General features: G+C 65.6%; 14 protein-coding genes and 1 tRNA gene. 11 read left to right on the forward strand and 4 right to left on the reverse strand.

Annotated features, from left to right (window positions below):
* Position 1: 1 nt before the first annotated feature.
* Positions 2-1,618 carry a PspC domain-containing protein gene (locus UC32_RS01890; protein ID WP_045729563.1) on the reverse strand — a complete coding sequence of 539 codons (1,617 nt, stop codon included), beginning with the start codon at positions 1,616-1,618 and terminating at the stop codon, positions 2-4.
* Positions 1,619-1,743: 125 nt separating this feature from the next.
* Between UC32_RS01890 and UC32_RS01895 the strand changes: the two genes are divergently transcribed.
* Complete coding sequence (locus UC32_RS01895; RefSeq protein WP_045729564.1) at positions 1,744-3,177, forward strand: ATP-binding protein; 1,434 nt, start codon at positions 1,744-1,746, stop codon at positions 3,175-3,177.
* A complete protein-coding gene (locus tag UC32_RS01900) occupies positions 3,174-3,854 on the forward strand; it encodes a LuxR C-terminal-related transcriptional regulator (RefSeq protein WP_200896294.1) in 681 nt (226 codons plus the stop codon). Before UC32_RS01895 ends, UC32_RS01900 begins: the two co-directional genes overlap by 4 nt.
* 82 nt (positions 3,855-3,936) lie before the next feature.
* Here UC32_RS01900 and UC32_RS01905 read toward each other — a convergent pair whose 3' ends face one another.
* Positions 3,937-5,154 carry a pyridoxal phosphate-dependent aminotransferase gene (locus UC32_RS01905; RefSeq protein ID WP_045729565.1) on the reverse strand — a complete coding sequence of 406 codons (1,218 nt, stop codon included), beginning with the start codon at positions 5,152-5,154 and terminating at the stop codon, positions 3,937-3,939.
* Between the two features lie 276 nt (positions 5,155-5,430).
* On the opposite strand from UC32_RS01905, the gene UC32_RS01910 reads away from it, so the two are divergent.
* From UC32_RS01910 to rplL, 9 genes are all read left to right on the forward strand, one after another.
* Positions 5,431-5,503, forward strand: a tRNA-Trp gene (locus tag UC32_RS01910).
* A gap of 84 nt (positions 5,504-5,587) precedes the next feature.
* Complete coding sequence (secE, locus tag UC32_RS01915; protein WP_043794078.1) at positions 5,588-5,872, forward strand: preprotein translocase subunit SecE; 285 nt, start codon at positions 5,588-5,590, stop codon at positions 5,870-5,872.
* A gap of 114 nt (positions 5,873-5,986) precedes the next feature.
* Positions 5,987-6,790, forward strand: coding sequence for a transcription termination/antitermination protein NusG (gene nusG, locus UC32_RS01920; RefSeq protein WP_045729566.1), 804 nt, complete (start codon positions 5,987-5,989; stop codon positions 6,788-6,790).
* Positions 6,791-6,918: 128 nt separating this feature from the next.
* Entirely contained in the window at positions 6,919-7,350 is a 432-nt protein-coding gene (gene rplK / locus UC32_RS01925) for a 50S ribosomal protein L11 (protein ID WP_003803853.1), read from the forward strand.
* 178 nt (positions 7,351-7,528) lie between these two features.
* On the forward strand, positions 7,529-8,236 hold the full coding sequence (rplA, locus tag UC32_RS01930) for a 50S ribosomal protein L1 (protein WP_015937867.1): 708 nt from the start codon (positions 7,529-7,531) through the stop codon (positions 8,234-8,236).
* 130 nt (positions 8,237-8,366) lie between these two features.
* Positions 8,367-9,464 carry a GNAT family N-acetyltransferase gene (locus tag UC32_RS01935; protein WP_045729567.1) on the forward strand — a complete coding sequence of 366 codons (1,098 nt, stop codon included), beginning with the start codon at positions 8,367-8,369 and terminating at the stop codon, positions 9,462-9,464.
* An 8-nt stretch (positions 9,465-9,472) separates the two neighbouring features.
* The gene (locus UC32_RS01940; RefSeq protein ID WP_045729568.1) at positions 9,473-10,591 is read left to right on the forward strand and encodes a GNAT family N-acetyltransferase; all 1,119 of its coding nucleotides are present in this window, start codon (positions 9,473-9,475) and stop codon (positions 10,589-10,591) included.
* A gap of 290 nt (positions 10,592-10,881) precedes the next feature.
* Positions 10,882-11,475, forward strand: coding sequence for a 50S ribosomal protein L10 (gene rplJ / locus UC32_RS01945; protein ID WP_015937864.1), 594 nt, complete (start codon positions 10,882-10,884; stop codon positions 11,473-11,475).
* A 72-nt stretch (positions 11,476-11,547) separates the two neighbouring features.
* Positions 11,548-11,925, forward strand: a complete 378-nt coding sequence (gene rplL / locus UC32_RS01950) for a 50S ribosomal protein L7/L12 (protein ID WP_015937863.1) — start codon at positions 11,548-11,550, stop codon at positions 11,923-11,925.
* Positions 11,926-12,049: 124 nt separating this feature from the next.
* On the opposite strand, the gene UC32_RS01955 is transcribed toward rplL, so the two are convergent.
* Together UC32_RS01955 and UC32_RS01960 are read right to left on the reverse strand one after the other, a co-directional pair.
* Positions 12,050-12,547, reverse strand: coding sequence for an aminoacyl-tRNA deacylase (locus UC32_RS01955; protein ID WP_045729569.1), 498 nt, complete (start codon positions 12,545-12,547; stop codon positions 12,050-12,052).
* The gene (locus UC32_RS01960) at positions 12,547-13,746 is read right to left on the reverse strand and encodes an acetyl-CoA C-acetyltransferase (protein WP_045729570.1); all 1,200 of its coding nucleotides are present in this window, start codon (positions 13,744-13,746) and stop codon (positions 12,547-12,549) included. The genes UC32_RS01955 and UC32_RS01960 overlap by 1 nt, the downstream gene beginning before the upstream one ends.
* Between the last annotated feature and the right edge of the window lie 235 nt (positions 13,747-13,981).

Genomic DNA, 13,981 nt, shown 5'->3' on the forward strand with positions numbered 1-13,981 from the left:
CTCAATTGCCTTCCTGGATGGTGACGTTGCTGAAGGTGCCGTCGATCTGGACCACCAGGTGGCTGCCGGGCCGGTCGGAGTTGTAGGTGCTTTCCCGGGTAGTGGTTCCGCCGCGCTGCCCGGATGCTTCGTTGAGGTTCCCCATGGTCATGTCCGCTTTGATATCCACGGGCACGTCTTGAGGGATCAGCACGGTCACGTTGCTCGCGGTGATGTCCAGGGGGATGACGACGTCGGCGCGCAGCGGGGTGCCGCCCGCGAGGTTTGTCAGGTCCACGGTTCCGCGCCCCGCGGTGATGTCGAAGCCGCGCGTGGCTTCCGTGATGCTGGCCGGTGCCCAGTCAACCTGCTGGAACCGCATCCTGTCGCCATTGCCCACCACGTTGTACACGCCGCCCGCTATCAGCGCCACCACGGCGAAGAAGCTCAGGATGCCGGCTGTCCTGCCGCGCAGGCCGGCGATGAGGATGCCGAGGCCCAGGACAGCTGCGGCGCTGGCCCAGACGATGGCGTTGGCTGAGTCGCCCAGGTCGATCACATTGGTGACGTCGAGGGCCTTGAGGCCGCCGCCCACCAGGAGTGCAGATCCGGCGGCGACGGCCACCGCGGGAGCGCCGGGACCGGCCGGCCGTGGTTTCGGAGTACGCTGCGGCGCGCGGGCGCCGCCGTAGGGGCCGCCGCCCTGGAACCCGCCGCCGGTGCCGGAACCGCCGCCGGAGTAGGAGCCGCTGCCGGAAGTGCTGCCGCCGCCGTAGGAGGGCATGGAGGGGGAAGCGGGGCCGGCTCCGTAGGAGGTGCCCGTGGCGGAGAACGGTGCGGTTCCGGGATTGCCTGCTGCATAGGCGGTCCCTGGGGCGCCTGCCGCGCCCGGCGTACCGTAACCGCCGGGCGTGCCGTAGGCGCCCGCTTGCGGGGCTGCCATCGCTGGCCGGCCTGCCTTGTTGCGCTGCGAGAGGTAGTAGATGAGGTAGATGGCGCCGCCCACCCAGAAGACCGTCCAGAGGAAGCCGCCGAAGCCGTTGTGCGACCAGCCCCAGAAGCCGCCGCCCAGCCCGGTCAGGCCCAGGATCGTGGCGATCAGGGATCCTGTCATCCCGGTGGTCCACCGGCCTGCGGCGGCCTCCTGGACGTGGATCCGCCCGTCGGGCTCCGGGAGCAGCGCCCACGCGAGGCCGTACACCAGCACGCCGATGCCGGCGAACAGGGTGAGGACGATGAAGACGCCGCGGATGATCAACGGGTCCACGCCCAGCTTCTGCGCGATGCCGCTGGACACGCCGCCAATCCAGCGGTCCCCGCCACGCCGGATGCCATGGCCGCGGATCCAGGAGAAGAAATCGGCCTCACCCGGGGCGGTGTGTGCGGTGCCGGGACGGCCCGTGTAATCCTTCCCGGCACCGGGAAGATCAGCACCGGGAAGATCGGCGCCGGGGACCTCAGTGCGGGGCAGTTCAGAGCCGGACTGGCCTGCAGCTGGCTGACTGGATTCGGAGGCCCGGGAGCCTTCGGACGGGTCCGGCGTAGTCGGCGCGGACGGCAGGGGTTCGGTGGGCCGCGGTGCGCCGGGCAGAGGCTCGGTGGGCTGGCCGTCGTCGGGGAGGGGGGTCTGCGAGTTCATACCTCAATCCTTCCGTTCAGCCCGCCCGGCGCTCTACTGGGGGATACCCTGAGCCGTCCCTGAGTTGCCCCCGGTTCCGGCCGGATCCGGGTCCGGGAAACCCTGATCCATGCTTGGATTGAACCATGACAACCGTCCCCGCCAGGCCCCCTTTGGCCCGCAGCAGCGACCGTGTGATTGCCGGTGTCTGCTCGGGCCTGGCCGTTCATCTCGGCTGGCCGGTGAAAAACGTCAGGGTGGGCATGGCGCTTGCAACCCTTGCGGGCGGGGCGGGCCTCGTCTTTTACGCCTGGCTGTGGATCATGGTTCCCACCGCGGATGAGGCCGCCCGGCGCAATGCCCGGCGGCCGGCGTCGCCCATTGCCCCCGCGGTGAGCCAAGCGCCCGCCGCCGCCGTGTCCGGAACTTCTCCGGCGTCGCCTCCTGCTCCACAACCCGGCCCGGTGCCCTTTGGCCAAGCACCATTGAGCCAGCCACCTTTGAGGCAGGCGTCCGACGACGACGCTTCCCTGGGCGCGGACCGCCCGGGAACGTCGGGGTCGCCAAGGCCGGCCGAGGCACCGTGGTTCCGGTGGCAGAGCATGAAATACGGCAAGGAAATCCTCCTCGGCTGCGGGTTGCTGCTGGTGGCCGGGATCATGATCGCGCAGTTGCTGGGGGTCGACGTGCCGCTGGGAACCCTCATTCCTGCCGCTGCCGTCCTGGGCGGCGCGTCCATCGCCTGGATGCAGCTGGATGAAACGCGGCGGGCCGGTCTGGTGGACAAGACGAAGGCGGACCAGGCGGGCGGCTGGGCACGGCTCGCGGCCGGCCTGGCGCTGGTGGTGGCCGGCGTGCTGGTGATGGTGTCCGGTTCCGGCTCGTGGGAGCAGACCTGGCTGGCGCTGCTGGCCTCCGTGGCGGTGCTCGGTGGCGTGGTGCTGGTCCTGTTGCCGTGGGCGCTGAAGTTCTGGCGGGACCTGGAGACCGAGCGTGCCGGCAGGATCCGGGAAACTGAACGGGCCGAGATCGCCGCGCACCTGCATGATTCGGTGCTGCAGACGCTCGCGCTGATCCAGCGCCGGGCCGGCAGCGAGCACGACGTCGTCCGGCTGGCCCGGGCGCAGGAACGCGAGCTTCGCGGCTGGCTGTTCCAGGATCCCGGCAGGGAAGCGGGGCAGCTTTCGGACCGGATCAAGGCCGTGGCAGCCGAGGTGGAGGACCTCCTTGGCAATGCCGTTGAGGTGGTCAGCGTCGGTGATGCCGCCATGACCGAGGGCCACGAGGCCATGGTCCAGGCAAGCAGGGAAGCCATGCTGAACGCCTCCCGGCACGGTGGCGGCGCTGTTTCCGTGTACCTCGAAGCATCCGACGGGCAGGCCGAAATTTTCATCAAGGACCGCGGTCCGGGGTTCGAACTGGCAGATGTGCCTGAAGACCGGCTGGGCGTACGGGAGTCCATCATCGGCAGGATGAAGCGGCACGGCGGATCCGCTGCCATCCTCAGCACCGGGGACGGCACAGAGGTCCGCCTCCGGCTGCCGGCTGCAAGCACGGACAACGTGGAAGGAAAGTCATGATCGTCACCCAAGGGGCAGCCGCGCAGGCCGCCGGCACCGTCCGTGTGGTCATCGTGGACGACCACGCCATCTTCCGTTCCGGGCTGAAGGCCGATCTCGATGCCAGCATCCACGTGGTGGGGGAGGCAGCCACCGTGGAGCAGGCGATCGCCGTCATCGCCGAACAGCGGCCCGACGTCGTGCTGCTGGATGTGCACCTTCCCGGCGGATTGGGCGGCGGCGGCCGTGAGGTCATTGCAGGATCGGTTCCGCTGCTGGGCACTACCCGTTTCCTGGCCCTCAGCGTGTCCGATGCTGCGGAGGACGTCGTGGCAGTTATCCGGGCAGGGGCCCGGGGCTATGTCACCAAGACCATCTCCGGGGCCGAGATCACCGACGCCGTGTTCCGGGTTGCCGGCGGGGACGCCGTCTTCTCGCCCCGCCTGGCAGGTTTCGTCCTGGACGCCTTCGGGACCGCACCGGCAGACATCGCCGATGACGAGCTGGACAAACTCTCCGCCCGCGAACTTGAAGTCATGCGCCTGATCGCCCGCGGGTACAGCTACAAGGAGGTGGCCAAGGAGCTCTTCATCAGCATCAAGACTGTAGAAACCCATGTTTCCGCGGTCCTGCGGAAGCTCCAGCTCTCCAGCCGGCACGAACTTACCAAATGGGCCGCGGAGCGCCGCCTCCTCTAAACCAAAGTTGCTCCATCACTTTTGGTCCCTAAAAGGGTGGTTTAGGGACCAAAAGTGATGGAGCAACGGGTGTTGGGGGAAGTTACTGGGCCTTGCCGAGGAAATCCTGCAGGCGCTGCACGCCGGTGGCGAGGTCGTCATCGCCCAGGGCGTAGGAGAGGCGCAGGAAGCCGGACGGGCCGAACGCCTCGCCCGGAACCACTGCCACCTCCACTTCGTCCAGGATCAGGGAGGCCAGCTCGGCGGAAGTCTGCGGCGTTGCGGTGCCGGCGGCAGTCGGGAATTCCTTGCCCAGCAGCCCGCGGACGTCCGCGTACACGTAGAAGGCGCCCCTCGGCGTCGGGCATTCCACGCCTTCAATGGCGTTCAGCCCGGCAACGATCGCCTTCCGGCGGCGGTCGAAGGCCACTTTCATCTCATCGACGGCGGTCAGCGGGCCGGAGACGGCGGCCAGGGCCGCGATCTGCGGAATGTTTGACACGTTGGAGGTGGCGTGCGACTGCAGGTTCGTGGCGGCCTTGATGACATCCGCCGGGCCGATCATCCAACCGACGCGCCACCCGGTCATGGCATAGGTCTTGGCCACACCGTTGAGGATGACCACCTTGTCTCCGAGTTCGGGCACGGCCGTGGCGATGGAGGTGAAGGGAACGCCGTCGTAGGTCAGGTGCTCGTAGATCTCGTCGGTCACCACCCAGATGCCCTTCGAGGCTGCCCAGTTGCCGATTTCGGCCACCTGCTCGGGGGAGTAGACGGCGCCGGTGGGGTTCGACGGCGAGACGAACAGGAGGATCTTGGTCCGGTCCGTCACGGCTGCTTCGAGCTGTTCGACGGTCACCAGGTAGCCCTGCTCCGGCCCCGCAAAAACCTCGACCGGAACGCCGCCGGCCAGGCGGATAGCTTCAGGGTAGGTGGTCCAGAACGGGGCGGGGACAATAACCTCGTCGCCCGGATCCACCAAGGTGGCGAACGTGTTGTAGACGGCCTGCTTGCCGCCGTTGGTCACCAGCACCTGGGAGGGGTCGACGGCGTATCCGGAGTCCCGGAGCGTCTTCTCGGCGATGGCCTTCTTCAGTTCGGGAAGCCCGCCGGCGGGGGAGTAGCGGTGGTACTTCGGCTGCCCCGCGGCCTCGATGGCCGCCTGGACAATGTAGTCCGGGGTGGGGAAATCCGGCTCGCCTGCGCCGAAGCCAATCACCGGACGCCCAGCAGCCTTCAGCGCTTTAGCCTTGGCATCAACGGCCAGGGTGGCGGATTCGGCAATTGCGGATATGCGCTGGGAAACGCGGGCGGCAGACATGGCAGGTCCGTTCTACGCTTGCAGCCGGATGGCTGGAATGTGGGATTCGACGTTTTCTACTCTATGCTGTTCACCGGACCCTCCGGGGTGCCGGAGGTGAAATGTGACTGGCCCGCCAGGCACGGATACCCCGGCTTGCGGAGGGGCCGAAACGGGTCGGTTTTACGAACGCGAAGATGTTGCCGTAGACTGATTCACCGGTGTTGAAACACAGATGATGGCGTGCGCCCCAGTGAAAGCTGGTGGATCTCCGTCGCTGGCTGGTTTTCACTCCATAGGGTAGTGGCGCAATTGGTAGCGCAGCGGTCTCCAAAACCGCAGGTTGCAGGTTCGAGTCCTGTCTGCCCTGCGCAAGCTGCCCCGGGCAACAAATCCGGGGCAAGCGCAGCAACCATGGTTCTGATCAGGGGCCGGGTAATCCACCATTGCAAAGATGAGCGAGGACCAGGTGACCGAAACAGCTGCCAGCAGCTCCAAGGGCCGCCCAGCTAAGAAGGATGCCAAGGCAAACATCTTCGCCCGTATTGCACTTTTCGTCCGCCAGATCATCGGCGAACTGAAGAAGGTCGTTGCCCCCACCCGCAAGGAACTGATCAACTACACGCTCGTGGTGCTGGTGTTCGTGGCCATCATGATGGTCATCGTCAGCCTGCTGGACATCGGTTTTGGAACCGCTGTCGGCTGGCTCTTCGGCGGGACAGGCCCCACGGACAACTAAGGCTGCAGGGTCCGCAGGCTGCGCGCTCCATCCGGGAAACCGGAGGGAAGCGCCGGTGTGCGGAATTGAGCCATTTAAATAGGCATGTTAGGCAATGAGGAAGCAGGAGACCAAGTGTCTGAGCAGGAGCTCGAGGTAACCGGGACTGAGCAGGAAGAGGCCGTGGACATCACCGCAGAAATCGGTGAAGAGTCTGAGGTTGAGTCCTCCGCGCCCGAATCCGATGACGCCGATGCCGACGCGGAGGCTGACAGCGAAGCAGAGTCCGGCGATGCCGACGCTGACGCCCTCGCCGCCGCGGCAGCCACCGCTGCCGTTGACCCGGCAGATGAATTCAAGGCCAAGCTGCGCCGCCAGGAGGGTGACTGGTACGTCATCCACTCCTACGCCGGTTACGAAAACCGCGTGAAGGCCAACCTTGAGACCCGCATCCAGACCCTGGACATGGAAGATTACATCTTCGAGATCCAGGTGCCCATGGAAGAGGTCGTCGAGATCAAGAATGCCCAGCGCAAGGTCATCAACCGCGTTCGCATTCCCGGCTATGTCCTGGTCCGCATGGACCTGACCGACGCCTCCTGGGGCGCCGTGCGCCACACACCCGGTGTCACCGGCTTCGTGGGCAACGCCCACAACCCCGTGCCGCTGCGCCTCGACGAGGTCTTCTCCATGCTCGCGCCGGTCTTCGAGGAAGAGCAGGCCGAGAAGGGCAAGCCGGTCAACAAGCAGCACCAGGCCCCGGTGGACGTCGACTTCGAGGTCGGCGAGTCCGTCATCGTCAAGGAAGGCCCGTTCGAGACCCTTCCCGCTACGATCTCCGAGATCAAGGTCGAATCCCAGACCCTCGTGGTGCTGGTTTCCATCTTCGAGCGCGAAACGCCCGTCACCCTGGCGTTCAACCAGGTCACCAAGATCTGATTACCCGAGAATTCGTTCCGGCGCCGCCCGCTTAGCGGTTCCGGAACGGCAGGCCGCCTTGCCATGGCGGCCAAGAACCTGGGCCACGCTCCTGTGCCCCAGGAAGTTATTGAGAGAAGGACCCTACATTGGCTCCCAAGAAGAAGGTCACCGGCCTCATCAAGCTGCAGATCCAGGCAGGTGCCGCTAACCCGGCCCCGCCGATCGGTCCCGCACTTGGCCAGCACGGCGTCAACATCATGGAATTCTGCAAGGCGTACAACGCTGCAACAGAAGCCCAGCGCGGCAACGTCATCCCCGTGGAAATCACCGTCTACGAGGACCGTTCCTTCACGTTCATCACCAAGACCCCGCCGGCTGCAGAGCTCATCAAGAAGGCTGCAGGCGTTGCCAAGGGTTCGGCTACCCCGCACACCGTCAAGGTTGCCAAGCTGACCCAGGCACAGGTCAACGAGATCGCCTCCACCAAGATGGAAGACCTCAACGCCACCAGCCTCGAAGGCGCAGCGAAGATCATCGCCGGCACCGCCCGCTCCATGGGCATCACCGTCGAGGGCTAGGACCCCTACCGCCGCATGACGCCGCGCATCAGCATGGCGCCACGTGGCACCGCCGGAATTCCGGCACCACCAACAACTGAAATGCCGGTCACCCGGGACGAGTAACCGTCCGGATTACCGGCTGTGGCAGGGCCCAGCGCGGTCCGCAGACCACAACTGCACAAGGAGAAAGAGCAGCATGGCAAAGCGCAGCAAAGCATATGAGGCAGCAGCCGCCAAGATCGACGCGGAGAAGTCCTACGCGCCGTTCGAGGCAGTGACCCTCGCCAAGGACACCAACCCGTCCAAGTTCGACGCCACCATCGAGGTTGCTTTCCGCCTCGGCGTGGATCCCCGCAAGGCTGACCAGATGGTCCGCGGTACGGTCAACCTGCCCCACGGCACCGGTAAGACCGCCCGCGTCCTGGTCTTCGCCACGGGCGACAAGGCTGAGGCCGCAATCGCAGCCGGCGCCGACTTCGTTGGCTCCGACGACCTGATCGAAAAGATCGCCGGCGGCTGGACCGACTTCGACGCCGCCGTTGCCACCCCTGACCTCATGGGCAAGGTTGGCCGCCTCGGTAAGGTCCTGGGTCCCCGTAACCTGATGCCGAACCCCAAGACCGGCACCGTGACCCCTGACGTCACCAAGGCTGTCAACGACATCAAGGGCGGCAAGATCGACTTCCGCGTCGACAAGCACTCCAACCTGCACTTCATCATCGGCAAGGTGTCCTTCGACGCCGTCAAGCTGGCTGAGAACTACGCAGCAGCACTGGAAGAGGTGCTTCGCCTGAAGCCTTCCGCTTCGAAGGGCCGCTACATCCAGAAGGCCACCGTTGCCACCACCTTCGGCCCCGGCATCTCCGTGGACCCGAACGTCACCAAGGTGCTCACCGAGGCCTAAGCCCTCAACAGCATCCGCCCCAGGGCACAGGAACGGGCCGTCCGGCATTCAGCCGGGCGGCCCGTTCCGCGTTAAACAGGTGTTATGCGCCCGTAACCCGCAGCCGCCGACAGCTGGCTAGGCTGTGGTCATGACGCCGCCAAACGCCCTGGTGATCACCGCCGTCACGGTGCCGGGCAACCTGGACGGAAGGGAAGACGCCCGGGACTTCCTCGCCTGCCAGGCCATGCGCGAGGCGCAGGAGCTTGAGACGTGGGGCAACCTGGACCGCGGCTACACCCTCGCCGAAGAACTTGAGCACTGGCGCGGTACCCCCTATGAGGCCCGGCACCTGTTCGTGGCCCGCATCGGCAACGAGACGGCGGGCATGTGCTCGGTGACCCTGCCCCTGCGGGAGAACCTCCGGACCGCGGGCATCAACGTCCTGGTGGTCCCGGCATTCAGGCGGCGCGGACTGGGCAGCCAGCTGCTGCGTTTCGGCGAAGCCTTTGCCCAGGACAACAGCCGGACATCGCTGGACGGCTACTTCGAACTTCCAGCCCGGCTGCTGGACACCACGGGTCCGCTGCTGCCAGCCAAATCAGGGGCGGGCGGACTACCGGCAAATGAGCCGTCAACCGCCTTTGCGGCGGCCTCCGGTTACGAACTCGAACAGGTTGAGACCTCCAGCAGGCTGCCGCTTCCCATACCGGCGGACCGGGCGGCGGCACTGGAAGCTGACGCTGCGGTGCACGCGGCGGACTATGAGCTGGTGGGATGGGCGGATACCTGTCCCGGCCACCTGGTGGAAGACTACGCGCTCCTGAACGCGCGGATGAGCGTTGACGTGCCCACGGCCGGCCTGGACTGGGAAGGCGAGATCTGGGATGCCGCACGGGTGCGGCGCGACGAGGAAGCACTGGCGCGGAGCGGTGTCCAGGCACTGGTTGCGGCGGCCCGGCACCGGCCTACCGGCGACCTGGTGGCCTACACCGTCCTGAACTGGCGCCCGGAGGTTCCGGCCACCGTGCTGCAACAGGACACCCTGGTGTCTGGCGAACACCGCGGCCACCGCCTGGGGATGCTGATCAAGCTCAGGAATTTGGCGGCGGCGCAGGCCAGATGGCCTTCGGCCCGCTCGGTTTTGACGTGGAACGCCAGCGAAAACCAGCATATGCTTTCGATTAATATTGCGCTTGGATTCAGGCCTGCCGGCTTTGAAGGGGAGTGGCAGAAACGGCTGGGATGATGCCCCGAATGGCAAAAGACGTGAAGATCGAGCAGCTCTGGATTCCCGACTCCCTTGAAGCGCCGGACGCTGCCGATTTCCTTGCCGCCCTCGAAGTGGGCAGGAAAGTGCGGATGGCTACCTGGGGGAGTGACGACCTTGCCTACGGTCCCCTCGAGAAGCTCCTCGAATTCGAGGATCCGTACGAGCGGCAGCTGATCCTCGTCGCCAAGGTGGACGGCGAAATCGTCGGCACCGTGGACATTGCCCTGCCCCTGACCGACCACCTGGACCTCGCGGAATTCACCCTTGACATCCTGCCTGAATTCCAGCGGCAGGGCGTGGGGCGGCGGCTCCTGGAGGCCGCCGAGCAGCTGGCCCGCGGCGAGGGCCGCACCATGATCCTGGTGGACACCAACCATCCCGGCGCATCGCTGGACGAGTTCGAGCAGGCCCTCCTGGTGCCGGGAACGGGGCCGGGCTTCGTCCCGCTGGACAGCCGTGAGGTGGAGTTCGCCCAGAAGACCGGATACACGCTTCAACACATCGAGCAGTTCAGCGCCTGCATCCTGCCACTGGATTCGAAGCTTGTGGCGGACTTGCAGGCAGAGGCTGATGACGCCAACAACGGCCGCTACCGCCTGCACCACTGGACCGACCGCTGCCCGGACCGCTGGCTTGAGGCCGTCGCGGCACTCGAGAACCAGGCCGGTGCGGACGTGGACCCTGATCTTGACGTCCCTGTGGAGCAGGAGATGGTGTTCGACGGCGGCATCCTGCGCGAAGCCGAGGACGTCGCCATCGCGCAGGGCCGGCGTACGGTGGTGACCGCCGTCGAGCACCTCGCCTCGGGCACGCTGGTGGGACTGACCACCATCACCGTGCTGGCACACCGGGCAGACGTGGTGTTCCAGGACGACACCCTGGTGCTGCAGGAGCACCGGGGCAACAAGCTGGGCCTGCTGATCAAGGTCTCCAACATGGAGCGGCTCACTGAGCAGTTCCCGGACGCACGGGTCATCTACACCTGGAACGCTCCGGACAACAGGTACCTCCTCACGGTCAACCAGCAGCTCGGCTTCCGTATCGCAGGGGTCACCGGGATTTGGCAAAAGGAGCTGCCGAAGCTCCGTACCAGCACCAGCTGAGGCCCGATTTGGCGTCCTGCCGCGGGCTCCCGTAGACTTGGAGGACCAAAGACCGTCGGTTGTTGGAAATCCACTCTTTCGAGCATTGCTCAACTCTGCAGTTGTGCGCGGGAGACCAAGTGGTTTTCTGGACGAAGGACCCTGACATAGGGCGGCCGGCGCAGGTGAACGAAGCAACGCTCCATGGAAACATGTTGAGCCAAGCCCCGTGCATCTGCGCGGGGCGTTTTTAGTTTTAGCTCACCTGAGCGGGACCCTCGAATACCGGCACTATCCCCGGAAGGAGGGTTATGGCAACGCCTACTAAGGTTTCAGCAGTAGCTGAGATCACTAACGATTTCAAGGAATCGAACGCCGCTGTCCTGACCGAATACCGCGGGCTCACCGTTGCACAGCTCAAGCAGCTGCGTGTTTCTCTCGGCCAGGACACCAAGTTCGCGGTCGTCAAGAACACCCTGACCGCAATTGCAGCCAAGGAAGCCGGCGTCGAAGCATTCGACGGCCAGCTTGCCGGCCCCACTGCAATCGCGTTCATCAAGGGTGACGCAGTTGCCGCTGCCAAGAGCCTGACGGATTTTGCCAAGGCCAACAAGCAGCTGGTCATCAAGACCGGTTACTTCGAAGGCAAGGCACTGGATGCCAGCGAGGTCGCCGCCCTGGCTGCCCTCGAGTCCCGTGAGCTGCAGCTCGCCAAGGTTGCAGGCGTCCTCAAGGCTCCTGCTGCCGCAGCTGCACGCATCATCGATGCGCTGCGACTCAAGCTTGAAGAAGAGAACGGTGCACCGGCAGCTGCCGAAGCGCCGGCCGCTGAAGAGTCTGCTGACTCTGCAGCTGAAGCAGCAGCCGAGGCACCCGCCGAGGCTCCCGCTGCCGAAGAGAACTAATTCTCTTTACCCCACCAGACTCCGGCGGTACTGCCCAGTGCGGGACTGCCAACAACAGGAAGGACGCCTACCATGGCGAAGCTCAGCAACGAAGAGCTCATTGAAGCTTTCAAGGAACTGACCATCATCGAGCTCTCCGAGTTCGTCAAGCTCTTCGAAGAGACCTTCGAAGTAACCGCTGCTGCTGTAGCCGTTGCCGGCCCCGCCGGCGGTGGCGCTGCTGAAGAGGCTGAAGAGAAGACTGACTTCGACGTCATCCTCGAATCTGCCGGCGACAAGAAGATCGCAGTGATCAAGGAAGTTCGCGCCATTACCTCCCTCGGCCTCAAGGAAGCCAAGGACCTGGTTGACAGCGCACCCAAGGCTGTTCTCGAAGGCGCCAACAAGGAAGCTGCCGAGAAGGCCAAGGAGCAGCTCGAGGCTGCAGGCGCCACCGTTACCCTCAAGTAACAACGGCTCTTCACGGAAAACCCCGTCCCACTGCCTGGCAGTGGGACGGGGTTTTTTGCGTCCGGGCCCCAACTGGGTAGCAGCAGGTGTCGTTATGAGCCCTCTTAAGGACACCTGCTGCTACTTACATGGGGTCCGAGATGTCGGCGACGACGGCGCCGAGGGCGGACGTCAGGGCGTCGGCATCGACGAAGGCGCTGTAGCCGTGCGCGCCGGCACCCATCGATATCCGCCGTCCCGTGATGGTTGCGTCGGCGTACACGGGCCACGGGCTGGTGCTCCCCAGCGGGGTGATGGTTCCACGTTCATAGCCCGTTGCCTCCAGGGCGATGTCCGCCGGCGGCAGGGACAGCTTGTTGACGCCCACCAGCTGCCGCAGCTTGGGCCAGGAGATCTGACGGTCACCGGGTATCAGGGCAAACAGGAATGTCCCGTCCTTGTGCTTCACCACCAGGGATTTGACGATGTCCGCGGGCGGGATGCCAAGGATCCCGGCCGCCTCTTCCAGGCTCCTGGCGGCCGGACGCTCCACCACATCCACCTGCAGGCCGCGGGCTTTGGCGTCGGCCAGGAACCGTTCGCGTCCGACGCCGTCCGTTCCGTTTGCTGGATGGCCCGCCATCAGTCGCGGTAGAGCAGGAGCGCTTCGCCCTGCCCTCCTCCGCCGCACAGGGACACCGCTGCCTTGCCGGTTCCGCGGCGCTTCAGCTCGTGCGCGGCGTGCGCAGCGAGGCGCGCTCCCGACGCTCCAATGGGGTGGCCCAGGGCGATGGCGCCGCCGTGGATGTTGCACTTCTCGAGCGGATAGTCGAGGTCCTTCAGGGACTGCACTGCTACGGAACCGAAGGCCTCGTTAATCTCGATGAAGTCCAGCTCGGCTGTGCTCCAGCCAGCCTTGCCCAAGGCGTTCTTGATGGCATTCGAGGGCTGCGAATGCAGCGAATTGTCAGGCCCGGCCACTTGGCCCGGCTTACCCACCACCGCAAGGTAGTCCAGCCCGTGCTCTTCGGCATAGGCCCGCGATGCAAGCACCAGGGCTGCGGCGCCATCGGAGAGGGGTGAAGAGTTGCCCGCCGTTATGGTGCCGTCGGTAACGAAGGCGGCGCGAAGTCCGGCGAGGGACTCCACCGACGAATTGGGCCGGACGCCCTCGTCCGTGTCCACTACCAGGGGCTCGCCCTTCCGCTGCTTGACGCTGATGGCGACGATCTCGTCGTCGAACGTTCCGTTCTTGGCGGCCAGCGCCGCACGCTTGTGGGACTGGGCCGCAACGTTGTCCTGTGAAGTCCTGTCGATGCCGAGGGCAAGGTTGCCTGTTTCGGTGGACAGGCCCATCGACTGGCCGTCGAAGGCGTCTGTGAGCCCGTCATGGGCGGCCACGTCAAGCGCCTGGATGGAACCGTAGGTCCAGCCCTGCCGCGATCCCGGCAGGATGTGCGGAGCCCGGGTCATCGACTCCTGGCCGCCGGCCACCACCAGTGCGGCTTCGCCGGCGCGGATCATCCGGGCCGCGTCGATGACGGCGGTGAGCCCCGACAGGCACACCTTGTTGATCGTCACAGCCGGGACATTCCAGCCGATCCCGGCGGCGATGGCGCTCTGGCGGGCAGGATTCTGGCCCGCACCCGCCTGCAGGACCTGCCCCATGATGACCGCTTCCACGTCACCCACTGCAGCTCCGCTGGCGTCCATCGCTGAGCGGATGGCGTGCGCGCCAAGGTCTACTGCTGTGAAGCTGGCCAGCTGGCCGTTGATCCGCCCCTGCGGGGTGCGGACTGCTGCAAGGATGACAACGTCGCTGTTGCCGGGGGAGTTGCCCATGGTTATCTCTTCCGATCTCATCCGGTGTAAGCCACCAAGGCTATCGTGACCCTGGTCACCCATCTATACAAACGCGGCGGTGCCCATGTGCATTCCGGGACGGTGCTGCCACCTGCAGCAGGGGCAATTGGAAGACGGCAGGGGAGAGGTCCCCATGACCCGAATGTGCGCGACGGCGGCAGCATCAGTAGGGTGGACGGCGGAAACTCATGCAGGGAGCAGCCATGCCGCACCC

The sequence above is a fragment of the Pseudarthrobacter chlorophenolicus genome, from assembly GCF_000962805.1.
GTDB classification, from domain to species: Bacteria; Actinomycetota; Actinomycetes; order Actinomycetales; family Micrococcaceae; genus Arthrobacter; species Arthrobacter chlorophenolicus_A.

Excerpts from the sequence above, each read along its gene's own strand:
- UC32_RS01890 (WP_045729563.1), bottom strand. The coding sequence starts at position 1,618 with ATGAACTCGCAGACCCCCCTCCCCGACGACGGCCAGCCCACCGAGCCT.
- UC32_RS01895 (WP_045729564.1), top strand. The coding sequence starts at position 1,744 with ATGACAACCGTCCCCGCCAGGCCCCCTTTGGCCCGCAGCAGCGACCGT.
- UC32_RS01900 (WP_200896294.1), top strand. The coding sequence starts at position 3,174 with ATGATCGTCACCCAAGGGGCAGCCGCGCAGGCCGCCGGCACCGTCCGT.
- UC32_RS01905 (WP_045729565.1), bottom strand. The coding sequence starts at position 5,154 with ATGTCTGCCGCCCGCGTTTCCCAGCGCATATCCGCAATTGCCGAATCC.
- secE (WP_043794078.1), top strand. The coding sequence starts at position 5,588 with ATGAGCGAGGACCAGGTGACCGAAACAGCTGCCAGCAGCTCCAAGGGC.
- rplA (WP_015937867.1), top strand. The coding sequence starts at position 7,529 with ATGGCAAAGCGCAGCAAAGCATATGAGGCAGCAGCCGCCAAGATCGAC.
- UC32_RS01935 (WP_045729567.1), top strand. The coding sequence starts at position 8,367 with ATGACGCCGCCAAACGCCCTGGTGATCACCGCCGTCACGGTGCCGGGC.
- UC32_RS01940 (WP_045729568.1), top strand. The coding sequence starts at position 9,473 with ATGGCAAAAGACGTGAAGATCGAGCAGCTCTGGATTCCCGACTCCCTT.
- rplJ (WP_015937864.1), top strand. The coding sequence starts at position 10,882 with ATGGCAACGCCTACTAAGGTTTCAGCAGTAGCTGAGATCACTAACGAT.
- rplL (WP_015937863.1), top strand. The coding sequence starts at position 11,548 with ATGGCGAAGCTCAGCAACGAAGAGCTCATTGAAGCTTTCAAGGAACTG.
- UC32_RS01955 (WP_045729569.1), bottom strand. The coding sequence starts at position 12,547 with ATGGCGGGCCATCCAGCAAACGGAACGGACGGCGTCGGACGCGAACGG.
- UC32_RS01960 (WP_045729570.1), bottom strand. The coding sequence starts at position 13,746 with ATGGGCAACTCCCCCGGCAACAGCGACGTTGTCATCCTTGCAGCAGTC.